This is a genomic window from Flavobacterium sp. SORGH_AS_0622 (genome assembly GCF_030818825.1).
GTDB lineage: Bacteria > Bacteroidota > Bacteroidia > Flavobacteriales > Flavobacteriaceae > Flavobacterium.
The window spans coordinates 2,262,140-2,283,261 of record NZ_JAUTAX010000001.1 but is presented as its reverse complement, the minus strand read 5'-3'; the positions used below and the strand labels follow the sequence as shown (position 1 = coordinate 2,283,261).

The 21,122-nt window shown below is 39.4% G+C and carries 16 protein-coding genes; 10 read left to right on the top strand and 6 right to left on the bottom strand.

What is annotated here, in order from left to right:
* Window positions 1–133: 133 nt before the first annotated feature.
* Genes QE431_RS09890 through QE431_RS09880 form a run of 3 tightly spaced genes read right to left on the bottom strand, consistent with a single transcriptional unit; the run spans window position 134 to window position 7,411 of the window.
* Complete coding sequence (locus tag QE431_RS09890; RefSeq protein ID WP_307295360.1) at window positions 134–664, bottom strand: hypothetical protein; 531 nt, start codon at window positions 662–664, stop codon at window positions 134–136.
* A 9-nt stretch (window positions 665–673) separates the two neighbouring features.
* Window positions 674–6,952, bottom strand: a complete 6,279-nt coding sequence (locus tag QE431_RS09885) for an RHS repeat-associated core domain-containing protein (protein WP_307295359.1) — start codon at window positions 6,950–6,952, stop codon at window positions 674–676.
* A gap of 9 nt (window positions 6,953–6,961) precedes the next feature.
* A complete protein-coding gene (locus tag QE431_RS09880) occupies window positions 6,962–7,411 on the bottom strand; it encodes a T9SS type A sorting domain-containing protein (protein ID WP_307295358.1) in 450 nt (149 codons plus the stop codon).
* A gap of 358 nt (window positions 7,412–7,769) precedes the next feature.
* Between QE431_RS09880 and QE431_RS09875 the strand changes: the two genes are divergently transcribed.
* From QE431_RS09875 to QE431_RS09865, 3 genes are all read left to right on the top strand, one after another.
* Entirely contained in the window at window positions 7,770–8,507 is a 738-nt protein-coding gene (locus tag QE431_RS09875; protein WP_307295356.1) for a protein phosphatase 2C domain-containing protein, read from the top strand.
* Between the two features lie 580 nt (window positions 8,508–9,087).
* Window positions 9,088–9,729, top strand: a complete 642-nt coding sequence (locus QE431_RS09870) for a hypothetical protein (protein ID WP_307295354.1) — start codon at window positions 9,088–9,090, stop codon at window positions 9,727–9,729.
* 366 nt (window positions 9,730–10,095) lie between these two features.
* Window positions 10,096–10,383, top strand: a complete 288-nt coding sequence (locus tag QE431_RS09865) for a hypothetical protein (protein WP_307295352.1) — start codon at window positions 10,096–10,098, stop codon at window positions 10,381–10,383.
* A 61-nt stretch (window positions 10,384–10,444) separates the two neighbouring features.
* Here the strand turns inward: QE431_RS09865 and QE431_RS09860 are convergent, their stop codons facing one another.
* Window positions 10,445–10,735 carry a response regulator gene (locus QE431_RS09860; protein ID WP_307300529.1) on the bottom strand — a complete coding sequence of 97 codons (291 nt, stop codon included), beginning with the start codon at window positions 10,733–10,735 and terminating at the stop codon, window positions 10,445–10,447.
* A gap of 611 nt (window positions 10,736–11,346) precedes the next feature.
* On the opposite strand from QE431_RS09860, the gene dinB reads away from it, so the two are divergent.
* From dinB to QE431_RS09845, 3 genes are read left to right on the top strand one after another with little or no spacing between them, the layout of a single operon-like run.
* Window positions 11,347–12,531, top strand: a complete 1,185-nt coding sequence (dinB, locus tag QE431_RS09855) for a DNA polymerase IV (protein ID WP_307295350.1) — start codon at window positions 11,347–11,349, stop codon at window positions 12,529–12,531.
* Complete coding sequence (locus QE431_RS09850; RefSeq protein WP_307295348.1) at window positions 12,532–15,618, top strand: DNA polymerase III subunit alpha; 3,087 nt, start codon at window positions 12,532–12,534, stop codon at window positions 15,616–15,618.
* Window positions 15,619–15,642: 24 nt separating this feature from the next.
* A complete protein-coding gene (locus QE431_RS09845) occupies window positions 15,643–16,263 on the top strand; it encodes an alpha-ketoglutarate-dependent dioxygenase AlkB (protein ID WP_307295346.1) in 621 nt (206 codons plus the stop codon).
* A 330-nt stretch (window positions 16,264–16,593) separates the two neighbouring features.
* Here the strand turns inward: QE431_RS09845 and xseB are convergent, their stop codons facing one another.
* Together xseB and xseA are read right to left on the bottom strand one after the other, a co-directional pair.
* Entirely contained in the window at window positions 16,594–16,818 is a 225-nt protein-coding gene (gene xseB / locus QE431_RS09840) for an exodeoxyribonuclease VII small subunit (RefSeq protein ID WP_307295344.1), read from the bottom strand.
* Window positions 16,778–18,316, bottom strand: a complete 1,539-nt coding sequence (gene xseA / locus QE431_RS09835; RefSeq protein ID WP_307295342.1) for an exodeoxyribonuclease VII large subunit — start codon at window positions 18,314–18,316, stop codon at window positions 16,778–16,780. The genes xseB and xseA overlap by 41 nt, the downstream gene beginning before the upstream one ends.
* A gap of 216 nt (window positions 18,317–18,532) precedes the next feature.
* On the opposite strand from xseA, the gene QE431_RS09830 reads away from it, so the two are divergent.
* From QE431_RS09830 to QE431_RS09815, 4 genes are read left to right on the top strand one after another with little or no spacing between them, the layout of a single operon-like run.
* A complete protein-coding gene (locus QE431_RS09830) occupies window positions 18,533–18,919 on the top strand; it encodes a single-stranded DNA-binding protein (RefSeq protein ID WP_307295340.1) in 387 nt (128 codons plus the stop codon).
* Window positions 18,920–18,963: 44 nt separating this feature from the next.
* Entirely contained in the window at window positions 18,964–19,323 is a 360-nt protein-coding gene (locus tag QE431_RS09825; protein WP_307295339.1) for a hypothetical protein, read from the top strand.
* 26 nt (window positions 19,324–19,349) lie between these two features.
* The gene (locus tag QE431_RS09820; RefSeq protein WP_307295336.1) at window positions 19,350–19,739 is read left to right on the top strand and encodes a Cas9 inhibitor AcrIIA9 family protein; all 390 of its coding nucleotides are present in this window, start codon (window positions 19,350–19,352) and stop codon (window positions 19,737–19,739) included.
* Window positions 19,736–21,049 (top strand): PcfJ domain-containing protein, encoded by a 1,314-nt coding sequence (locus QE431_RS09815; RefSeq protein ID WP_307295335.1) that lies wholly within the window; start codon window positions 19,736–19,738, stop codon window positions 21,047–21,049. Before QE431_RS09820 ends, QE431_RS09815 begins: the two co-directional genes overlap by 4 nt.
* The last annotated feature ends 73 nt before the right edge of the window (window positions 21,050–21,122 follow it).

Genomic DNA, 21,122 nt, shown 5'->3' with positions numbered 1-21,122 from the left:
TCTAAATATTTGATGCAATAATTAACCACCAACACATCTGATACATTACCATTTTTATGCGATATTACTATAATATGTGAATTTCTGCAAATGTTAGATGCAATAGTTAAACAGCAACACATCTGATACATTATCACAGATCTAAACCTTTGCTAAATTCTTTCATGCTTATAACATCCAAGTTTTTACTTTGACTAAAATGTTCTACGCGCTGTGCCTTGATTCTGTCTTTCACAAACACTCGGGATTGAAGAACGTCAAACGTAAATTGTGACAATTCAACTCTCAATTTCTCTATTTCTAATTTATGAACTTCTATATCTCCATTCAAATAGTGATCTAAAATAAATAGTTTTTGACAGCAGTAATAGACTTCTTCTTTAGACAGAACACATTCTCTTTTAAAATAAAGCTCAAACCATGCTCGAATTTTAATTGATAAAGGGACTGGAATGACATAATAAACATCCTTGATTCTATTTCTGTCTAAATCAAACCTGTTTATAATATATTTCAAAACTCTTCCAGGTGCAATCTGCATTTCGTAATAATGTTTTAAATCATTTAAAGGAGTCCACCTACTTCTGTCTAACGACAGATCAATCTGTTGCAGATATGCATATAAAAAAACAGCAAAGGGATAATCTAATCTAATTTGATTCATAATTAAAATTTAAAATGGCCACCAATTTTTTACAAAGATAGGATTCGTTCCGCTAAGAGAGAAAGGTGTAGAAGCATCTCCTCCCGTTAATACTCGCCCTACATTTCCAGTACCTCCCATGTATGTAGGAGGAGTAGTAAGTTGACTTCTAGGTACAGAAAATTCAATATAACCTCCGCCGCCTTTTATTCCTCCACCCCATTGTCCTAAATTTACTTGTGAAGGTTTTAAAAATGGGGCAACTTCCACGTCAACTCCAAAAGGTTCGTATCGAGCAGGTCTTATAAATCCACTGTTTTTTATACCATTAAGCCCTTTAATATCTGTATGATGACGAACTTGTACCATGCTATCCATTATATCATCTGCCTGTGAGGAAATTTTATTAAATTCTGGTCTGTTAGATAAATCAACATATCCATTATCAATATCAATATTTCCTGAAGCATTATTTGAAGAAGTCGGAGCTGTTGTTGATTTAGTTGAATTCGAGATTTTATAATCTCCTGTTTTTATAGTCTTATTACCATCTATTTTTTCAAGTCCAGCTGGTTTAGGCAATGTTATTGGCTGAGCTGATACTCTTGGAGGAGTTCCGGTCCAGAAGCTATTACCATTTAATAGAGCACCTACTCCATTTATCATGCCACCTGTTAATGCACCTTGCATAACTGCAAAACCTAAGTCTTCGCCTGACATTAGTGGATCTCCTAATACTGCATTATTTGCAGCATTAGTTAATCCCACGCTATAAAATGCACCTACGCCTCCTCCCACAGCTCCAGCAGCAAAACCACCAAGACCACCTGCAGCACCTCCCATTCCTACGAATGCAGCTCCACCTGTCATTGCTCCTAAAGCACCTGCTCCTGCGCCAATTCCAAATGCTTTAAGACCGTCCATGTCTAATCTAAATCCGTGGACTCCCCAATTTACCAGCCCTCCGATAACAGCCCCTGCTACTATGTGAATCCATTCACCGCTGGCATCGGTATATTTTAAAGGATTGTTCCAGCAGTAACCATAACGGTTATAATTCTGTGTATTATACGGATCCTGAACAAAATTATCTGGCTGCATAAACCTGTGCAGCTTTGGATCATATAAACGGCCGTTCATATGTATAATTCCAATACTTTGTAGATGCTCGTGGCCTGTATATCCTCTGTCTAATACTGTTAGTCCAGCTAGAATATTTCCTGCGTTATCCTGAACAGATGCTATATTTCCCCAAGCATCAAAAAGTCTTTTTTCTATAATTGTACCTGATTGGTCTGCAACGGCAATAATTGAACTTTGGTGATCACGAAGTAAATAAAAATAATTTTGGGATGTTCCATCACTCTTCAATATTAATGGAGCAGAATATGCATCTCCACCAATGTAAGTTACAATATCAACGCCTCCGTTTGATAAATTATGTTTAATTTCCATTAATCCGTCTGAAGAATAATACTTTCCAAACGATCTTTGGAGCTTATCAGCTTGAAGTCCGCCATAGAACATAGCACTTCGTGAGTTATTGTCATTATAGATGAAGCTGATTCTGTCGATTCCAGCTTCATGGATTTCGAACGGACTCTTAAATGTGTTGTAAGTAACATCTAAAGCTTGCCTACCAGTATAATATGTTAAAGCATCGGCTGTTAAATCTACAGAAGTATTTTGATAGAGTTTGTTATTATTTGTGTAATTGTATAATCCGACACTATTCTGTAGAATTCTTCCTCTGTCATCATATGTTTGGTTTTCCTGATTACCTGAAACATTTGTAAATTCTGTCAGACGGTCCAATGCATCATATTTGAAAGTTTCAGATCTATTAAACAGGCTATTTGTTCTGCTGTCCAAATTAGCTTTCTGAGCATCAAAAGATGTTGTTAGTTTTAAAATATTGATTGAAGGTGAAGCAGCATAATTATAATTGAACTCTGAAACGTAACCGTAATTATCATAAGAATTTGCTAACGCCACTGGTCCGCATACTGCTGTTAATAATTTTCCTCTGGCATCTACTGTCTGAGTCGCCCATAAAACTGCAGATGTGGCGTCATCCAAAATCTGCCAGTGTGCTCCATTTTTATAAGTATTTCTAAGTACTCTAGAACTACTTTTTCCACCGGCCTGAGCTGTTAATGTATTTGTATCAACCCTCCCAAATGCATCATATGTAAACTCTTTTGCAAATACAGCATATTGAGTAGACTCTGCGGCTGTACTCACTCTCTTGAAAGGATCATAAGTATAATCATTAATTATGCTTCCTCCATTAATAAAATCCTCAAACTCAATTTTTACAAGCAGTTTAGAAGATGTGTCATAGGTATAACTAGTTTTACTATTGGTAGTGATTCCTCCAACAATAGTTTTTTCTTTTACTTTACCATAATCATCGAAAATATATGTGGTAGTTCCATTAGGAGTTGTTTCTTTTGTAATTTCCCCTAAATCGTTGTATTCATAAGTATAAGTACCAGCAGAAGAATCTACAAGCTTCGTCTTTCTTCCCCAACCATCCAGTGTAATTGTAGTTTTTGAACCTGCAAAATCAGACTCTTTTAAACTGCCGTTAGCATAATAGGTATAAGTAATAGTTCCTCCTGGAGAATCTGTAATTGAAGCAGTATTACCCGTCACATTTTTAATGATTGTCTTTGTTTTTGAATTCTCAGTAATTTCAGATCTAGTCGTAAGCGGAAAATAATTACATTGCACTGTATTACCAGTAAATGAAATACTCTTTTTAAATCTACCGTATTCATCATATTGGGTTTCATTAAACTGAGAGGAATTACTGCCAAAATAAGGCTCACTTGTTTTATAATTTCTATTATAAATATCATAAAAGTAATCTATAGCAGAGAAATTACCTGCTATATCTTTTACCTTAACTTTTACTTTTCTCCCCAAATCATCGTAAGTCTCTTCAACGACACTTTCATCATCGCCTGTATTTGTAATAATACTCTTTTCAGAACTTTTTGAGTAAGTATACGCATTGCTTTTTCCCAGATAATCTGTCGTCTTTATTTTCTTAAACCATGAATCATATAAATATGTTGTTGTTAGACCATTTTGATTAGTTTCAGAATTTAATACTCCCGAATTTAAATTATAATCAAATGTTTTAAATAGAAGATCAATATCTGTACTTTTAATTAAAAACCTTCCTGATTGGTCATATTCATAACTTGTAATTCTAGGTACCAGACCACTTGCAGAAATTGTCTTCTTTACTACATTTCCAAAACTGTCATAGTCATTTTTCTCGGTCACATAATTTGTGGAAGCATCACCTTTTTTCCTAATTTGTTCCAATAGCCCAAAATTGCCTGAAGTATAATCATAACGTTCTTCAGAAGACATAGTACTTCCATTAACAACTGAAGTAATTGTTTTTACATCTGGAACTCCCCTGTAAAATGGTGAAAGATTTTCTGTCTTATAACTAATATCAGTCGTACTTGTATGAATGATATTTGATCCTTCTTTAAGCTGAACAAGTACTGAGGTAAGATTATTAAACTGATCTAAAGTATTTGTGGTTATACTGCTTGTATCGTCTAAGCCATTAAATTTGGTAATTCCAGTATTTTTGAGTTTAAATACTTTATTAGTCTGTAATGCATCAGCAGCGGTATTGTAATCTAAAACAGATCTTGAAATAAAAGAAGATGGAGCTGGAGCTTCAGGTGAAGATAACCCCAGTACATCAAAATTTTCAATATTTGCTCCTCTTAGCCCTATACTATTTTTAGATACCGTCGATATTATTGGCAAGCCATCGCTGTACCAATTTGTTTTCATTGTTGCTCTAAAACCAAGAAAGCCAAGCCCTTCGGCATTTGAAACCCCGCCGGCATAACTAAAAACCTGCTTTTTATACTGTCCTGAGCTCTGCTCCTCCAGCATTCTAACTACCTTAAAATTCGGCGCAGCATTAACGTCAATATTTGGAAATGTTTCCGTAAAAACTGATGGAGTGTAGATAGATTCATACTGATCATGCTCCAAGCCACTGTAAGTAATTTTTTTGCTTACTAAATTTCCATCTTTCACTTCTTTTAAAAGTGCTTGCTTACTAAAATCAGCAAGTGAGGCAAAATGATAAAGCAGATTATCACTTATAATTCCTAATGCTAAATTTTTGTTATTCTTATTTGGCGTTAAAAAAATAGGAACAGCGTAAGATTTTATAGCACTAGACATTCCGGTTGCAAGAGAAGGCTGTCCTGCAGAAAATGTGGAGTCTACATTATTGTAAATGGCAATAGCTATATTACCAGAACTGCTGTTCTTTTCGTAATAGGATGTGATATTCACAATATCTGTCTTACCATCCCCATTTATATCCACGGGCACATTAATCTTACTATTAACTGTAGTAGCTGTTTCCAAGGTACCATAGTTATTAAAGAAATAGGTTTGAGGAAATTTTTCAAATGCATTCCCATTCGATAAAAACTTGACCCATTGTGTGGTTTGGAGCCCCGTACCTTTTGATATAAGAAAGTCCATTTTACCGTCGCCATTATAATCGCCAGGTAATATGCTTGAATTGATTGGGTTTATATCGTTATCAACAGTTGTCCATAATACCTCCATCTGATTACTGCTGTTTAAAGAATAAACATAAACTCTACCAGTCACAAAATGAAGAAAATCAGTTTTGCCGTCCCCATTTACATCGATAGTCTCAATTTTATTGCCGGTATAATAACTTTGTAACGTACCCGCATCATTTACAAAATTTATAGTTTTTCTGCGATCCAGATCAATAAAATATAGTTTCCCTGTACTGTCTGTCGCAGAATACTGTTCAATTTCACCAGTTCGGGGATCAATATCGCATACAAATGCGTTAAGCTCTTTATCTAAAGCTATAACATCAGTCAAGCCGTCTCCATTAAAATCACCACTGAAATAATCTTTTTCTTGGGCACGATTTATATAGTCCCAGCAGCTTTGTACATTCCTTATTGGAAAAACTGCCTTTTTAGTATTTTCCAGACCCACTCCATAAATTGAATTATAGTAGGTATTAAAATTAATCGTGTTAGGATTACTATCTAGCTGTGCAACAGTAATTCCCTGATAATAAAACATTTTTCCATCCGGCATCAGGCCTGTTGATGGAAAAATACCCTCAAAAGCACCACAGGACACTTTTAAAGGAAGGTTAAAGGAACTGCTTCCTAAATCTTTAAAAAGCCAAAAATGTTTTTTTTGGTCTGGTCCTGTTGTAGGATATAATGCAAAATCCATTTTAGCATCACCATCGAAGTCGCCCGAAATTATCGCTGAATTTTTTATATTAACTGATCCTATACCTATATTAGCACTTATCGGTTTTTCAACTTGGGAAATAACATCTGCAGCTACGTCATACGTAAAAACTGTGGGATTAAGGCTTTTTGAATTATCTCCATTTTTTTCTGTTATTTTACTAAGCAGCTCATAGCCAAGATTAGTCGTATTATATTCCAGAAGATAATTTCTGTATCCTACATTGTTTCCTTTGACATTAATACTTGTAAGCTTCTGAGATTTTATAAATGACTGCCCGCCTACATATCCCTGCTCGGATCTGGCGCGCGAACCATAATTAAACAATATCTCATTTATTGGGGACACCGCATTAACGGTGCCATATTTTATAGAACTAATATCTAAAACATTATTTGTCTGAAGGTAATTATAACTTATTCGAACCCCTTGAGCATTTTCCCAGTACGAAATAGCCCAGTCTGTCAGGGATTGGCAATTCGGAGTGTTTCCGTAGTATGCTTTGGATCCATCGGGGTATTCAATTAAAAAATAGGAGGGACCGTAGGAAGCACCATAAGAGCTCACACCATATGAAGTAATCTTAAGATTTGAGTAATTTTCGGTTTCGTAAACAGCACCATTTCCTCCATATCCTGCCGGACTCCCCGCCTTTAAAATAAGACGCTGTCCATTCAGAGCAAATCTGTCCAGATTATCAAAATCTACTGCATCTATAACATCATCGTGAAATTTAGTTGAAGCTATTCTAGTGATCGTGGATAAACCATCGATGTTCCAGCCATAACCAGCATTTCCATTCCCTGACTGACTACTGTAAAATAAATTAACCTTAGGTACAATACCATTAATTCCAGGAGGAACTGCGATAGGCACTGTATAGTTAGCAGCACCAGTCAAAGAAACAGACAATTCACCGGGAGTTACCCCCACTTCGGTAGATTGCGCAGAAAGTATATTTAAATTAATTAATAATATTAAAGTAATGTAAAATTGTTTCATAAATACAATTTATTGTTTAATAATTTTTATTGTTTTCTGCTCGCCTTTCTTGTAATTGAGTACAATCAGATACACTCCTGTCGGGTATTGTTGAAATGGAATATTATGGAAGGTACTATTCTGAAGCTCCGTGTAAGATTTTAAAACCTGTCCCGATACTCCGTAAACATTTATTGAACTTATTTTGTTTTCAGTAGTTTCCCATCTTAAGAAAAGCTCCTCTTTTACAGGATTAGGATAGTATGAGAAGTTATCCTCAGGCAAAAATTTTTGCAGATCTTCTTCCACCAAAGCCTCAATTTCCTTGCTTTCCTTAACTTGTTTACTTGCACATCCGCTCAGGCACAAAGTACGGCTAACTTGATTTCCTGCCAAATCGTAAGAAAAAACAACTTTCTGTTGGGAATAGGATAAAGTACTGCAGGCTAATAAAATTAGTAATAGTAATTTTTGTTTCATCGATTTTTTAAAATTAAATATTCTTACAAAAAAAAAGCAAATAAAAATAAAATTTATTCTTACAACAAAAAGCTTATGTTAAATTTTAAAGAAAATTACATACTACTATAGATCTAATTTTATCGATAAAATAATAATTATTTGAAAATTTTATTTATTGATTCCGCAAAAGAAATAAGGACTATGAGTTTTAAAAATAGTGCCGTTTTTTTATATCTAAAAATTAGATAAATCAATTACTTTATCTTCATGCGCTCTTGGGGGAAATGAATTATATTAGCTCCAAAAATTCATCTTGATATAAACATATTTTTAATCAGGACAGACTACTAATTTCCGCACAAAAAACCAGAAAGAAATGAATATTTATTCCACAATAAGAATCGGAGATTACCACCAAAATAATTGTGAAGATCATTTATACATAAATGAATATGGAAAAAATATGATTTTATTTGCTGTCATGGATGGTTGTACAACAGCAATGGAGAGTCATTTTGCATCTACCTTAGTTGGGAAGATATTAAAAAAAATATGCATAGAAAAAGGTTATATAGACTTTATTAATCCTGATAATTTAGAAGATATTGACGAAAGTTTAAAGTGTATTTTAAAAAATTTATTAATCGAACTAAAAAACATAAAAAATGCATTAATGTTGGATACTAAAGAATTATTAACAACAATGCTGATAATGCTGATTAATAAAAAAAGTGATGAAGGACTTATTGTTGCTATCGGGGATGGATTTGCAATTGTTAATGGGAATAAACATGAGTTTGACCAGGACAATAAACCAGACTATTTGGGCTTTCATCTTTCAGAAGATTTTGAAAAATTATATGATTCTCTACAACAAAAAATAAAATTCAACAAAATAAGTGATATATCTATTGCAACAGACGGCATATTTACCTTTGAAAAAATAAAGCCTGCCATATCAACTGAAAATATTGATACTATAGATTTTTTAACAATTGAAAATACCAATCAAGATCAAGATGAAATGCTTACTTTAAAACTAAAAAAATTAGAACATAAATATGGCTTAGTTCCTACCGATGATTTCTCTATGATTCGTATAATAAAAAAGTAATTTATATCTAATCCTAAAATCGGGATCGGCGAGGAAATTTAAAGTAAAATATTTGGTTCGAAAACTGTCCCGTTAGGGCTACAGATAAAAGACCTATCTTCATAAAACATAGGTCTTTTTTATGATCTTTTTCAACAGTAACAAAGTTTTACCTTACAAAAATAGAATGATTCGTAAAATCCGTTTATGTTGACCTAATAGGCTTCGAGCCATTTTTAGTCAAATGTCAAATTGATAAATAAACTAAATTAAACTTCTCATTCCCTTCTAATAATCAGTAAGAAATAAATTATATTAGCAACTCATTAACAACAATAGAATTCATTTTCCTATAATATATCTTTTAATCAAAATAGATTTTATTCATTTCAACATGAAAAAACATAAATAAATGAACATATATTGTAAGAATGTGAGCCCCAGGAAATATACAGTCATTATGGTTTAGAGAATTATCTTGTCAATCCTTCAGCCTGAAGGGATACCAATATTTGAATCCGCAGTGAGAAAATTATAGCTCAATCGTAACAGCCGGCGTTTAAATAAATAATATGATACTCCCATTATTAATAAATAATTTATGAAAATTTTATGTCTAATCTTTATTGCAATACTTTTTCTTAGTTGCAATAAAATTATTATAAGTGACAATCTGAATTTCGTACCTGAAAAAACTTTCAAAATCAAAAACTTAAATCTTTCAAAGAAGAAAAGCATTTCTATAGGAAGTTACGTCACAGATAAGGATTCTGTTATTTCACAATACAAAATCCATTCAAAGTACTCTCTTATAGTTATTAAACTGTCGAATATCTCTTCTAACTTAGTTTTTAATAGCTACAAGAAAAGCAACTGCCCTACTCCTGGTTACTTTTCCACAATTAATGAAGATTTATTTGAGATGAATATAAGTCCGAAAATTTTTAATGAAAAAGAGAAAATTAAAACTATAGATTTTATTGCTGAACAAAGACCAACATTTAACATTAATAATGATAGCGTTAAAAATTTTACTGTCAATTTTAATAAATTAGTGATTAAAATCAATGATGACGCTAACAAAGTTATATATGGAAAAATTGAATACTATGGATTAAAAAATCTTGATGCGGAAATTTTGTTCTACAAAGTTGAGAATGAGGGATACTTATTTATTTTGACTCCTTCTAAAGAAAAGGTAATTTTGGAAAAAAATATCCTATATCAATATCTGTTTGAATGATTAATATAACACTGAATTCCAGACACAAAAAAACTCCCTTTAAAAAAGGGAGTCTTCGGCGGCCGGCGGTTGCCTGAAATGGTATGCGGTAACTAACTAAATCATTTGGGACAGAACCTCCAGACGAACCCCGCCGGTCTCCTGTATCTTTCTGACTGATTTAAACAGCAGCATTACCAGTATAGAAACAAATTTACGATAATATAAAGAGCCGTCACTTACAGGATCTTTCAATAATCTTATAATATTCCAAACTTGACGGCACACGTCCAGACAAGATATAAAGTCAATAAAAACAGTACCGGACATTAAATGAGGAACTTCTTTAGGTTTGCTTAGTGGAGGGTTTTTATTTAATTTTACGGCATGAATTACGAAGACATAAAACGCCATTTTGAAAACACTCCTCCTCCTAAAGAAGTGGATTGGACACCATGGGCAAAGATTACCGATACGCAGGTTTTCTTAAAGAGCTGCTACACCACTATCAGAAACTTTAACGGACCGATTGACCGCTGTCCTGCATGGTGGCATCTCAGGGATTTTTATATCCTGATGAAAAAGACAGCACAGCCCTCGGGGGAATCCCTGCAAGAGATCCAGGATGAAGAAAATACCCCGCAGGGGGCTTCTGAGACCCTGCAGGCGGTCTAGGGATCTCCAAATTTTAAGACGCATATCAAGCAGAAACTGTCCTTTTAAAGGGCAGTTTTTGTTAAAGTGCATTCATTGTTCTCGAAGCCAGAAGAAAGTTTTTTTTATTTCTCTGCGTCGCATCCCAGTCTATGTCCAGTATTTTCGCAAGCATTTCTTTAAGGTGCTGAAATGAGCCGGGCTTCACCGCATAAAAGTCCGCACCCAGTTTATAGGATATTTCAATATGTATCGTGCTGCTGCTGGTGGAAAACATAATTATTTTCATACCGCGGAAGCTGCCGCCGGCCTTAATCTCCCTCAGGCATTCAAAGCCATTTTTCAAGGGCATATTGATATCGAGAAATAAAATTTCCGGATGCTCACTCTAGGATTTATGAAGATCCTCTAAAAGCTGCTGTCCGTCCCGGGATACCTTTACGGTTATTTCAGAATTGAGTTCCCTGACCGCTTCCATAAACAGTAGGCTGTCATCCTCATCATCTTCTGCCAGAAAAATAGTTATACGGGAATGGTGCTCTTGTAACATAGCGTAAAAAATTATGCAGTTACATAAATAAATTAAAAATCCGCAAAAATTTATACCGGGGGGTAATATAAGCTTTTGTTAAACTGGGGTACTGGAGAATCATCCATATGCAGCCACCATTATAAATGTAAGAAAATTTTCTTTTTATTAAAAGCAAATAATCAAAAATATTTGATTTTAAAGCAGTTAACAGCTTCATCCTGCTTTATTGGTTCTCCTATCCGGTCGGACCGGCCGCAAAGTCACAGACAGCTCTAAACTTTTAAAGAACTTTTGCGTAATTTCTGAATAAAGCTCAATGCGGTCCAAAAAACCTTATTTCAAATCCCCTTTAAAATAAGGATTTTATAATTTTGTTGCTATTTGTAACATATGTAACTATAAAAATTGTTATTATCTATACTAATTTTGATGGGTATAAAATGAAATAGAGGATGAGCAGAGCAATTGTACACATCGATATGAACACGTTTTTCGTTTCCTGCGAAAGACTGTCCAATTCCGAGCTTAACGGTATCCCGCTGATTATCGGCGGAGGGGAGCGCGGTGTTGTGGCCTCCTGCTCCTATGAGGCGCGCCGTTTCGGGGTACGCTCGGCCATGCCTATCCAGATGGCGCTGCGCCTGTGCCCCCAGGCAAAAGTAATGAAAGGTGATATGGAACTCTATTCAAGGCTTTCACATGACGTGACTGAAATCATACAGGAAAAGGCACCTGTGGTGGAAAAGGCCTCTATTGATGAGTTTTATCTTGACATTACCGGAATGGATAAATTCTACGGCAGCTATAAGTGGACCGATGAACTGGCAAGGCGCATTACAAAGGAAACAGGCCTGCCCCTTACCTTTGCCCTTTCGGTCAATAAAACCGTGTCGAAAATCGGCACGGGAGAAGGCAAACAGAAGCAGAACCTGGAGATACCCGAGCATCTGGTGCAGTCTTTTTTAAATCCCCTTTCGGTGCGTAAAATACCAATGGTGGGCGATAAGACTTTCCAGCTGCTCTCCCGCATTGGGATCCGGACCATTAAGACCCTTTCTGAAATGCCCGTAGAATCGCTGGAGCGGATGATCGGCCGCAACGGCATTGAACTCTGGAAAAAAGCCAATGGCATTGACAGCAGCCCGGTGGAGCCCTACACCGAAAGAAAGTCGATTTCCACCGAACATACCTTTTCTCAAGATACTATAGACATGGACAAACTGGGAAGGGTTATCCTAGGCATGGTGGAAAAACTTTCCTATCAGCTGCGCTCCGAACAGTGGCTTACCTCAACTGTGACTATCAAGATCAGGTATGCCAATTTTGATACGGAAACCAAACAGTGCAGGGTTCAGTATACCTCTGCTGACCATATACTGACAAAAACCGCAATGGATCTTTTTCAAAAGCTCTACCAGCGCCGAATGAGACTGCGTCTTATCGGTGTGCGTTTCAGCGGACTGGTGCGGGGCACCTACCAGATAGACCTTTTCAATGACACCGAAGAAATGCTGGCACTTTATCAGGCTATGGATAAAATGAAAAACCGCTACGGTTTTGACGCGGTCATGCGGTGCGCAGGGGCTTCTTTTAAGCCTAACAATAAAAATGAAATTTTAAAACGTAAATCCCAATAAATGTACCTCAACTGTCATTCCTTCCACTCTCTTCGTTACGGAACTATACCGTTGGAAGAACTGATTGCCAAAGCTGTCAGCTGCGGGCTCAAGGCTTTGGCCCTTACTGACATCAATACGGTAACGGGAATCTATGATTTTATAAAAGGATGCCGGACCGCCGGTATTAAACCATTGGTTGGAATGGAATTCCGTTCCGCTCATCAGCTGCGTTTTATCGGACTGGCTAAAAATGCCTCAGGGCTCGCGGAAATGAACCGCTTTTTGACCCGGCATAATTTTGAGAAAACAGCATTGCCAGCCTATGCACCGGAATTTGAAAATGTCTTTGTTATTTATCCACTGGAGAATGTGCCTGCTGTTTTAAAAGAACATGAGTTTATCGGGATACGGCCCGAGAAGCTTTCTTCCCTGGTATGGTCTAACTGGAAAACCAAAACAGGGAAAATGGTCATCCTGCAGCCCGTAACCTTCCGTACTAAAACAGAATACCAGCTGCATAAAATACTGCGTGCTATTGACCTTAATGTAATTTTGTCCCGTCTTACTGCAGAGGACCACTGCTCGGGAACTGAAATTATGGTGTCTTTGGACAGGCTGCTCTCCTGTTATCAAGAGTATCCGCAGATCATTTCCAATACCGAAAAAATCATTGCCGAATGCCATTTTGAATTTGATTTCAATACACCAAAAAATAAAAAATTTTATACCAGCAGCAGAAAAGACGATATCACCCTGCTCACCACTCTGGCACAACAGGGCTTAGAGTGGCGTTATGGTAAAAACAATGCAGAGGCTAAATCCAGAATGTTCCAGGAACTCAAGGTAATTGACCAGCTGGAATTCAGCGGGTATTTCCTGATTACCTGGGATATTATTCGGTTCAGCAATTCTCAGGGATTTCTTCATATCGGGCGTGGAAGCGGTGCCAACAGCATAATTGCCTACTGCCTTGGCATTACAGATATCTGTCCATTGGAACTGGATTTATATTTTGAAAGATTCCTGAACCTGAACCGAAAAAGCCCTCCTGATTTTGACATTGACTGGAGCTGGAAAGAACGCGATACCATTTTAGATTACATTTTTTCACGCTATGGATATGACCACGTTGCTTTCTGCGGGACAAACGTTGAATTCAAATACCGCTCTATCTTTCGTGAAGTGGGTAAAGTTTTTGGACTTCCAAAGGAAGAGCTCGATGCACTTGCCAAAAACCCAATGCAGCTTCACCCTGCAAATAAAGTAGTTAAACAGGTGCAGCAGTATGGAATGCTGCTTGAGAAATATCCAAACCAGCGAAGTATGCATTCCTGCGGCATCCTGATCTCCGAGCAGCCAATTACCAATTACACGCCGCTGGAGATGCCTCCCAAAGGTTACCCTATTGCGCTTTTCGACATGCATACTGCAGAGGATATAGGCCTTGAGAAGTTCGATATTTTAAGCCAAAGAGGTATCGGCCACATCGATGACAGTGTAAAACTCATTGAGAAAAACCGGGGTATCCGCCTGAATATCCGTGACACTTCCATTTCAAAAAATGAAGCCCGCTGCAATGAGTTTTTGGGTATGGGAAGAACAATCGGATGCTTTTATATAGAAAGCCCGGCTATGCGCGGACTGCTTCGCCGGTTGAAATGTGACAATTACAAAACTCTTGTTGCAGCTTCTTCAATCATACGTCCGGGCGTCGCACAGTCCGGAATGATGAAGGAATATATTTTCCGCCATAATCATCCTGATAAATTCGAGTACTTCCATCCTGTATTTGAGCAGCAGCTTGGGGAAACCTACGGTATTATGGTATATCAGGAAGATGTAATCAAAATCGCCCTGCATTATGGAGGACTGCCTGCAGCTGACGGCGATATCCTGCGCCGTGCCATGTCAGGCAAAGGACGTTCCAAGCAGGCCCTGCAGAAGGTAAAGGATAATTTCTTTGCATCCTGTCAGGCACAAGGGCATCCGCTGAAACTCAGCGAGGAAATATACCGCCAGATCGAATCCTTTGCAGGTTATTCGTTTTGTAAAGCGCATTCTGCTTCTTATGCCGTGGAAAGCTATCAGAGCCTGTATCTGAAAGTGCACTATCCTATTGAGTTTATGGCGGCCGTTATCAACAACCAGGGCGGCTTCTACCGCACTGAAGTGTATGTCCATGAAGCCAGGATGTCAGGGGCTTCAGTGCATAATCCCTGTGTGAATAAAAGTGAATTTGAAACCACTCTGTATGGTTCTGATCTCTACCTGGGTTTCATGCACCTGCAGGGCCTGGAATCCCAAACAGCTGTTATGATCCAAACTGAGCGTGAAAACAATGGAGGATACAAATCACTTGAGGATTTTATCAACCGCATACCAATTGGAATCGAAGCCATACAGATTCTGATTTTCATCGGTGCATTCCGGTTCACCGGGAAAACAAAAAACCAGCTGCTGGTCATTGCCCGCCTTATTCTGGTAAACTTTAAACCGGAGAACCGCACCCCGATGCTGCTTCAGGAGCCTGTTAAGGAATTCGTACTGCCGCAGCTGGAGCGCTCGGCTTTTGAAGATGCCTTTGATGAGATTGAACTGCTGGGTTTTCCTGTCTCCTGTTCCCCTTTTGATCTGCTTCAGACCCCCTTCAGGGGCAGTGTAATGGCAGAAGATCTTCTGGGGCATCATAAAAAACAGGTGCGCATGCTGGCCTATCTGATCTCGCGTAAGCATGTGCCCACAAAGATGGGCGCCATGTATTTCGGCACTTGGATCGATGCCCAGGGGGATATGTTTGACACGGCACATTTCACCGACAGCCTGGCAGCGTACCCTTTTCAGGGAGGAGGCTGCTACCTTTTGCTGGGAAATGTTGAAGTGGATTACCATTTCCCGACCATAACGGTCACAAAGATGGCCAAAATGCCTTTTATACCTGATCCGCGCTATGAACATGAGAACGATTGGAAGTACAGGGCGCAGCAGAAAATACGCGAAGATGTGAGCATGACCCATCGCGCACCTTATCCGCAGGAACATGAAATCAATATTCCAAGGCTTAAAATGAGTAATGAACAGGCTCCCGCCGGAAAGCCGGCAGTCTGAGTATGAACTTGAAAACTAAAGAAAATGATGCTTTTTGATGATACCGAAATTTTTTCATCAGGTAATGGCGGCAGAAGAATATTCGATGTCCCCGATGCCGACCTGCTGCTGATAGATAACTTTTTCAATAAACAGGAATCCGACCATTATTACAATGTTTTGTACCACGGCACACAGTGGAGGGAATATGAAATGCCGATGTACGACAAAGTGGTTACCGCTCCGCGCATGATTTCTTGGTACGGCGATACCAACAGGCCTGAGCGAAAATCAAATCCCCACTGGCCCTTGGAGCTGCTCCAGATCAGGGAACGTGTAGAGGATGAGACCCGCATAAATTTTAATGCCGTGCTGTTGAATCTCTACAGGGACGGCACTGATGGTGTGGGATGGCACAGCGATAAAACTTCTTCCAGTAATAAAAACATGAACATTGCTTCGGTGACTTTCGGTGAGACTCGTCTCTTCCGTCTGCGCCATAAAGCACTCAAGCATATTGCCCCGATAGAGATTCCCCTGCACCACGGGACATTCCTGCTGATGGCAGGAAGCACTAATACCTATTGGGAGCATCAGGTGCCTAAAACAGCCCGCCCCGTTCTCCCCAGGATCAACCTCACCTTCCGCCAGGTAAAGCAGGGATGAAATACCGGTTTATTCAAAACAAATGATAGCCGAGGGTGGCGCCTCGGTGGTCTGCTTGTAATACAACACGATTATTTTACGGGGTAACTTGTATAAATACTAAAATTTAAAAATCATGGAAAATAGAAAAAGCATACCTGGAGTGCTGTTGTTTTTATAGTCCCCCCTTGTATCATAGCAGTGCAAAAGCCCACGTTTTTTTGAACAGTGGGCTTTTTTAGGTTTAGGCTTATATCGGCACTGCATGGCTGTTATCCACGCACTCTTTATTGGCATGTATAGGAAAATATAACGCCAAAAAAGTCAGTTTTAGTGTGCCCGGATTGAATTTTACTCCTTTGGGTTCTCCATCCCGCTGATGATTTTTGACACTTCAGCCTCAGTGGATTTAAGTTTTGCCTGGCAGAACTCGATAAGTTCGGACGCTCTTTTTACTTTGGTCGCCAGCTCGTCCACAGATATGGTTTCCTCTTCCATTTCTTTTGCAATCAAAGCCAGCTCTTTGGCTGCGGCCTCATAAGTCAGTGTGTTTTCCATCATATTGTATTTTTTCATTGACCGTGCTTTTCAGCAGGGCATCTTTTAATAGTATTTCAATCTCTTCTCCTTGCTTTATGCTGCCGGCCCCATTTACAATTTGACCCTGTATCCGTACAACAGCATACCCCCTATTAAGTACATTTTGCGGCGAGAGCAGCTGTATGGTTTTCCGGTAATCCTCCAGCTGCAGACTGCGGCTGCGCAGGTACTGGCCCGTAAAAATCTTCAGGTTTGCTTTTAAATGCTGCAGATCACTGTTTTTCTGCTGGATAAGGCTCTTCGGACGCTGAAGGGTCTTTTGTGCGGCAAGCAGCAGGTTTTGCTTTTCTGCTGCCAGTATGTTTCGGCTGGTCTGCAAAATATGCTGCCGGCTCAGGATCAGTTCTTCTTTCCGAACCGCAGCGAGTACCCTCGCATTATGGGTAACCAGGCTTTTAAGTTCGCTGAGCTCTTTGTAATACCCCAGAAAAAGCTGCTGGGATTTAATGGCAATAGTCCTTTGCAGCGAGAGTATGTGCTGCTCAAAACTGCGGTTGTGCGCTATGATAAACTCTGCGGCTTTGGTCGGCGTTTTGGTAGGGGTATGTGCCATCAGGTCGGTGATGCTCACGTTTTTCTGGTGCCCTATGCCGGTAATCACAGGGATAGGGAATTTAGCCACGGCCCTTCCGATATTGTAATTGTCAAAAATCAAAAAATCAGACTGCGACCCGCCTCCCCTTGTAATGACAATGACATCATAAGGGATTCCGGTATTATAGACCTCAATGAGCTTGTTTAGAAAAAGCTTGGCATTGTTATCTCCCTGGACAACGGTATGATAGCCGTCAACCTGAAAGGTATACCCAAAATCATTGTGCTGCAGGGTATGGCGGAAATCCTCATTTCCGGCAGAACTGCTTGAAGATATTACTGCAACCTTTTGGATAACCGCAGGAAGCATCAGACCGCTGTTCAGCGTTGAGTACCCCCCGCCCTCTCTGCGTATGAAATCATTTTCTTTCACCAGCCGCTCAAGGGTCGCATTACGCTGCCGCTCTAAAATCCCAAGCATAAAATTGCTGTCGATATCCAGCAGGTTTACCGAAAGGCCGTAGAGCGGATGGAAGTCCACACTCACTTGGACCAGCACATGCAGGTTGTTGGTAAAACGCTGGCCGGTTGTGATTTCAAAATCTAGGATTCTCAGCGCTCCGTTCCCCCAGCTCTTGCCCATTATTTTAGCGGTGATAACCCCGCTGGTCTCTGATTTTTCAACCAGTTCAAAATAATGGATCTTTTTGTCTGCCTTAAAGGAATGATTGGTGATATCGGCCATCACCCAGTAAGTCTGCCCCTTAAAACGCGAATTGATCGTGTCCTGGATCTGGCCGTTGAGCTCTGAGAGTCTGATATACTGGTGTGGTCCCATAGTTTTTTCTGAGGGCTGCTGTTTGTTTTTCTTCCTAACCGCTAAGGTAGCTATTCTGGATCGAAATCTCAAACGGGTAAAAATAGAATGCTGAATTTTCAATTCAAAACGGGTTAAAAGGGCAGCCAAAGTAGTGCCCGCCCGCACCTGCATGCGCATAACGGCTAACGCCGCCCTTCGGGACTTATAGCACTCCGGCCCGGTATCGGACACTGGTCTTCTGCTTTCTTTTTTCCCGTTTTTTCTTTTGAAAAATTTTGATTAGCGCAATACGGGGGAAGAAAACTCTAATCAAGTATCCACTAAAAATTAAACATCATGGAAATCACAGGACGAATTGTAAAAGATGCCTCAGTAGTTAACGTAAAAGAAAACCGTGAGGTGGTAAACTTCTCCATAGCAGTCAATGACAGCTACAAACCCAAAGGAAGCACCGAAACCAAAAAGATTGTAACCTACATCGACTGCTCCTACTGGCTCAGTGCAGGTGTGGCGCAGTGGCTCAAAAAAGGCACACTCGTGCAGCTCTTCGGGCGCATCGGTCTGAATGTCTATATCGGCAGTGATGCTCAGGCGCACGGCTCTTTGACCTTTCATACCTCGGATATCAAGATACTGGTATTCCCTCAGGTGAAAAATAGTAAGCCTGCCCCCGCCCTCAAACAGCAGAACGCATCGGATGAACCCGACGACCTGCCTTTCTAGTACTTCACTTCTTTAATTTTTATACACGCCTAAATACAATAGTTATGAAAGCCTTACAAAAATCCAATTACAGCGGGTACCGTGTCAGCGGTGCTTTTAACCAAATAATCCTGCGCAGTATTACCTCTTACAACGGCAAACGCAGAGCGCAGTTAAAAGCCTTTTTTCTTGACCTGCAGACAGGCGGGTGCGTGAGCGGGATGGTTTCAGAATTTATCTACCACACGGACTGCAAAGAATTTTATATCGACCATATCGATGACCTTGAAAATATGAGAACCCAGCTTGAAGAAGCTATTGGCGAACCTATCGAAAACAGGTTCAGCGCACCGCATTACACTTTTGTATGCTGGCTCTGCTTCGAAGAATACTGCTATGACCTTTATTCCAGGCTCTTTGAGTAACAATTTTCAATCTTAAATATACTCTTATGAAAGCTTCTGAAAATTTTAAAAATGCAATCGAAAACTATCTAAATGATAAGGCGCAAAGCGATATGGGCTTTGCGCCCCATTTTGAAAAAACTGCTAAAAATCTGGAAAGCTGCCTGAACTATATTTTCGGGGAAGTCAAAAAAACGGGTCTTTGCGCCTTTGATAATCAGGAAATCTTTGACATGGCGGTAAAATACTACACCGATGATGCAATCGGCACGCCTGCCCCGATTGCCTGCAGGGCTGTCGTGCAGTCCCCTGCCCCCGCCGATCTTTTCTCTCAGCCTGAAATCCCCGCTGTGCCAGCTAAAACAGAACCACTATCCCCAGTAAAGAAAGATGTAAAACCTGCGGCGCAGACCGCACTGACACTCTTTGACCTATGATACCCAAAACCCGCACCGAAAAACAGCTCACTTCCTTAAGCGCTTCATTATCTCCTATAAAACCCGAAGTATTCACTTGGGCAGAACAGCATATTTTCTTAAAATGGGGCGTGCTCTCACGCTCCAAATTCTACTGCCTGCAGTGCACGCACGTTTGGAAACCCTCCTGCGAAAAGACCTGCGCCAAGTTTACAACATGTCCTGCCTGCGCAGGAAAGCTTAAAATGATGCCCTGCAATCAGGTGCACTTCAAAGAAACCCAATACCTTGCCGTGATTGACAGCTGTGCAGGGTTTCAGGTCGTGCGCATGATAATCAGCCAAAAACTCATGAAAAAGAATTTCATACCTACCTATTTTCATAAGGAAGTCATGCAGCATTGGATTAATCCCAAAGGCGAAGTGCGCACACTCGCACTGAGTACCAATGTGTTTTCACAGACCTGCGATGCGTGGCAGTTTAATCCCCCCCTTGAAATAAAGCCAAAGGATTTCAGCCGTAATGCCAAATACTTTATCAATCCTTACAAAGTCTATCCGCAGATTAAAGTGCTTCCTATTTTAAAAAGGAATGGCTTTAAAAGTTCGGTCTACGATATTGCACCGCACCTGCTCTTCTCATCGCTACTCTCCGACCCCATCGCCGAAACCCTGCTCAAAGCCCGTCAGCTGAACCTCTTGCAGTATTATCTCGGCGCTTCTAGGCAGCACATCCGCCGAAACTGGCAGGCAGTCAAAACCGTCATCAGAAACGGCTATAAAATATCCGATGTGTCCATTTGGGAGGATTATCTTGAACTTCTTCGGTATTTCAATAAAGACCCTTTCTGTGGTAAGTATGTATGTCCTGAAAACTTGGGAGAAGCACACGACCATCTCGTAAAGAAAAAAAGGGATTTGCTAAGAAAGAAAAAGCTCCAAGACCTGCGCCTTGAAATCGAAAAGGCGCAGAAAAAATACGCAAGCGATAAAAAGCGTTTTTTCGGACTGCTTTTTAAGGAAAAAGAACTTACTATTTCCGTAATCGAAAACGTAAAGGATTTTATGATGGAGGGCGATAATTTAGGGCATTGTGTTTTTACCAATGAGTACTATGACAGAAAAGATTCCCTTATCCTATCGGCAAAAATTGCAGAACAGTCTGTCGGAACAATCGAAATATCACTCAGCCGTATGGAAATACTGCAATGCAGGGGCATGAAAAACAAGCGCTCTAAACATCATGAAAAAATTGTAAATCTGCTGAGTCAAAACCTATATCTGATTAAGGAAAGGATGAAAAAAAGGATGAAAACAGCACCTCTACAATAAACCGGCATTACTGCCGGTTTTTTTTTCGCCCAGACACTGCAAGATATAATTCTTTTTGACACTAAGAGGTTTA

Excerpts from the sequence above, each read along its gene's own strand:
- QE431_RS09890 (WP_307295360.1), bottom strand. The coding sequence starts at position 664 with ATGAATCAAATTAGATTAGATTATCCCTTTGCTGTTTTTTTATATGCA.
- QE431_RS09885 (WP_307295359.1), bottom strand. The coding sequence starts at position 6,952 with ATGAAACAATTTTACATTACTTTAATATTATTAATTAATTTAAATATA.
- QE431_RS09880 (WP_307295358.1), bottom strand. The coding sequence starts at position 7,411 with ATGAAACAAAAATTACTATTACTAATTTTATTAGCCTGCAGTACTTTA.
- QE431_RS09875 (WP_307295356.1), top strand. The coding sequence starts at position 7,770 with ATGAATATTTATTCCACAATAAGAATCGGAGATTACCACCAAAATAAT.
- QE431_RS09870 (WP_307295354.1), top strand. The coding sequence starts at position 9,088 with ATGAAAATTTTATGTCTAATCTTTATTGCAATACTTTTTCTTAGTTGC.
- QE431_RS09865 (WP_307295352.1), top strand. The coding sequence starts at position 10,096 with ATGAATTACGAAGACATAAAACGCCATTTTGAAAACACTCCTCCTCCT.
- dinB (WP_307295350.1), top strand. The coding sequence starts at position 11,347 with ATGAGCAGAGCAATTGTACACATCGATATGAACACGTTTTTCGTTTCC.
- QE431_RS09850 (WP_307295348.1), top strand. The coding sequence starts at position 12,532 with ATGTACCTCAACTGTCATTCCTTCCACTCTCTTCGTTACGGAACTATA.
- QE431_RS09845 (WP_307295346.1), top strand. The coding sequence starts at position 15,643 with ATGATGCTTTTTGATGATACCGAAATTTTTTCATCAGGTAATGGCGGC.
- xseB (WP_307295344.1), bottom strand. The coding sequence starts at position 16,818 with ATGAAAAAATACAATATGATGGAAAACACACTGACTTATGAGGCCGCA.
- QE431_RS09830 (WP_307295340.1), top strand. The coding sequence starts at position 18,533 with ATGGAAATCACAGGACGAATTGTAAAAGATGCCTCAGTAGTTAACGTA.
- QE431_RS09825 (WP_307295339.1), top strand. The coding sequence starts at position 18,964 with ATGAAAGCCTTACAAAAATCCAATTACAGCGGGTACCGTGTCAGCGGT.
- QE431_RS09820 (WP_307295336.1), top strand. The coding sequence starts at position 19,350 with ATGAAAGCTTCTGAAAATTTTAAAAATGCAATCGAAAACTATCTAAAT.
- QE431_RS09815 (WP_307295335.1), top strand. The coding sequence starts at position 19,736 with ATGATACCCAAAACCCGCACCGAAAAACAGCTCACTTCCTTAAGCGCT.